The following is a 2,612-nucleotide window of genomic DNA, read 5'->3' on the forward strand; positions in this document are numbered from 1 at the left end:
TGACCAAACCACGCTTCTCGCGCCTTGCCCTGCACAACAGCAGACCCGGCGCGGTGTGGAAACTAAGTGAGGGCGTCCCCTAGTGGATCGAGTGCGCGAACGTGCTCGACCTGCCAGCCAAGCGGAACCACGTCACCGACCGCGAGCGCTGGATCGAGCTCGGCAATCGGTTGTTTCACGAAGAAGTCGGTCTTGCCGCAGACTTCCAGGCGCACCCGGACGTGGTCGCCCAGATAGATGAATTCGGCCACCCGCCCGGAGAAGCGGTTGACGCATTGGTCGCTCGAACCGTTGAGGCTGACGCGCTCGGGGCGGATCGACAGGGTGACCGGTTCGCCGGTCTGGCCGATGTTGACCGCTAGCGCCTCGACCTTTTCCCCGCGCCCCAGCTCGACCACGCAGCGCTCGCCGTTCTGGCTGAGCAGGCGACCGTTGAGGCGGTTGTTCTCGCCGATGAAGTTGGCGACGAAGGTGTTTTTCGGTTCTTCGTAGAGGGTGCGCGGCGGAGCGATCTGCTGGATTTCGCCCTGATGGAACACGGCAACGCGGTCGGACATGGTCAGGGCTTCGCCCTGGTCGTGGGTCACGTAGACCACGGTCACGCCGAGGCGCTGGTGCAGGTGTTTGATTTCCATCTGCATGTGTTCGCGCAGTTGTTTGTCGAGGGCGCCGAGGGGTTCATCCATCAGCACCAGCTGCGGCTCGAACACCAGCGCGCGGGCCAGTGCCACACGCTGTTGCTGGCCGCCGGACAACTGCGCCGGATAGCGCGATGCGAAGGCATCGAGCTGGACCATGCTCAGGACTTTCTTGACCTTGTCGCTGACGTCGCTCTTGTTCAGGCCGCGCACGGTCAGCGGAAACGCGAGGTTTTCGGCGACGGTCATGTGCGGGAACAACGCGTAGTTCTGGAACACCATGCCAATGTCACGCTTGTGCGGCGGCACGTTATTGATCGCCCGCCCGGCCAGGAGGATTTCACCGGCGGTCGGGGTTTCGAAACCGGCGAGCATCATCAGGCTGGTGGTCTTGCCGGAGCCGGACGGCCCGAGCAAGGTCAGGAATTCGCCCTTGCGGATGTCCAGGTTGAGGTCTTTGACGATCAGGTTCTCGCCGTCGTAGCTCTTCTGCACTCCACGAAAGCTGACCAGCACATCACTGGCCCCTGCGTTTGATTCGACCTGGCTCATACCCACACCTTTGTTATTGATGACTGCTGTGGGATTAAGCCTAGTGGCTGCTTGCAGTCCCGCAAATCGGGGCGCAGGAGAGAATCGCCTCAGCCGGATGGAAGGCCGGGGGTAGGGATTGCCCTACAAGGATGGCGCTAATAGACAGAGCAGTGGCGAGTGTTGAGCTGCAAGCCGCAAGAACAAGCAAAAGCGCGTGTCGCTGACAGATATGCCCAATATCGCAGGATCAATGAAGAAACCTGTGTGAGATTCTATGTTGCAGGGGAACCCTGCAACCTTAAATTGGGTTGGTATTCGCTCTGATTTTTCATGAGGGCGAATGCCACCCGGCAAAGCTTACGGGCGAGGATGACCAAAGCCTGAGTTCTGGCTAGACCTCTTGCCAGATAGGATTCATAGAACGGTTTCCAAACAGGGGACCGACAAGCTGCCATAGCTGCATTGTGTGCAAGACGCCGTAATTCTCCGTCACCTTTTTTGCTCAAGTGGCGAGGACTGTGTTTCTTGCCTGAGTCCTTTGCCTTCAAATCCATTCCCAGAAAGGCGATGAACGCATCGGCGCTGGCGAACTCACCTCGCATATACGTAGTTGCCAAGCCCGTTGCCGTGAGTTCACCAATCCCTTCAATCGCTTTGCAGCGTCTGATGTTTTCGCTAATGCCGGCCTCTTGGCTGACTTTGCGGAGTAATTCCTGAATGGCTTGATCAAGCTGTTTGAAATGCTCCAACCCACGGGCCAAAAGATCTTCAAGGAGAGGTTCGTTTGACCAGCTCAGCATGATACTGACTCGGGCCTTCATCAGCTGCGCACGCTTGTTAAGCAGACTTTTCAACACCGTGTAGTGCCGTGGTGGTGGGCTCCAGACCCGCAGCCGGTGCTGTTCACTGGTTAGATAACGCGCCAGAAGACGTGCATCACAAGGGTCGGTTTTTGCACGCTGACCGATGCTTTCGCGGTAATGGCTCACCCGGTAAGGGTCCACGACGTAAACCCGATGCCCCATACCATGGGCCAGTTCGGCCGTGTCCAGGTGGTAGAGATTAGTGGCTTCCAGAGCGATCGAGCTTTGTGCGGGCAAGGTCTTCAGCCAACGACCTACAGACGTGCGGTCATTGTTGATGACCTGGGTAATTTCCAGATCTTCGCGATAAACAACGATTTCGGCCTTGGCCACATCGACACCAATCACCGTTGGCGAGGTAAGGATTGTCATGACGAATCCTCGGAGCTAGGGTTTAAGAGCTTGTCGGGGTCTACCGTAGCGCTGGCTTGCCTCTATCGTCGGTTTTACCGATGAATTCCTTATCGGCGCTTTAGGTAGAAAGGGCGGGACGAGAAGTCTCCCACGGTCCGTACTGGCTAGAGTCGGAATCGAGCTTTTAGTCCCGCCCACCCCTTCAAGTCTAAACATACAAGCG

2 protein-coding genes are annotated in these 2,612 nt (G+C 57.7%); both read right to left on the reverse strand.

Translation table 11 applies throughout. The features are described from left to right. Nucleotides 1-62: 62 nt before the first annotated feature. On the reverse strand, nucleotides 63-1,190 hold the full coding sequence (locus ACTJK7_RS29005) for an ABC transporter ATP-binding protein (protein ID WP_108563389.1): 1,128 nt from the start codon (nucleotides 1,188-1,190) through the stop codon (nucleotides 63-65). Between the two features lie 254 nt (nucleotides 1,191-1,444). Continuing rightward, entirely contained in the window at nucleotides 1,445-2,407 is a 963-nt protein-coding gene (locus ACTJK7_RS29010) for an IS110 family transposase (RefSeq protein WP_440779566.1), read from the reverse strand. Between the last annotated feature and the right edge of the window lie 205 nt (nucleotides 2,408-2,612).

The organism is Pseudomonas sp. 22085 (genome assembly GCF_052045815.1).
GTDB classification, from domain to species: domain Bacteria; phylum Pseudomonadota; class Gammaproteobacteria; order Pseudomonadales; family Pseudomonadaceae; genus Aquipseudomonas; species Aquipseudomonas glycinae.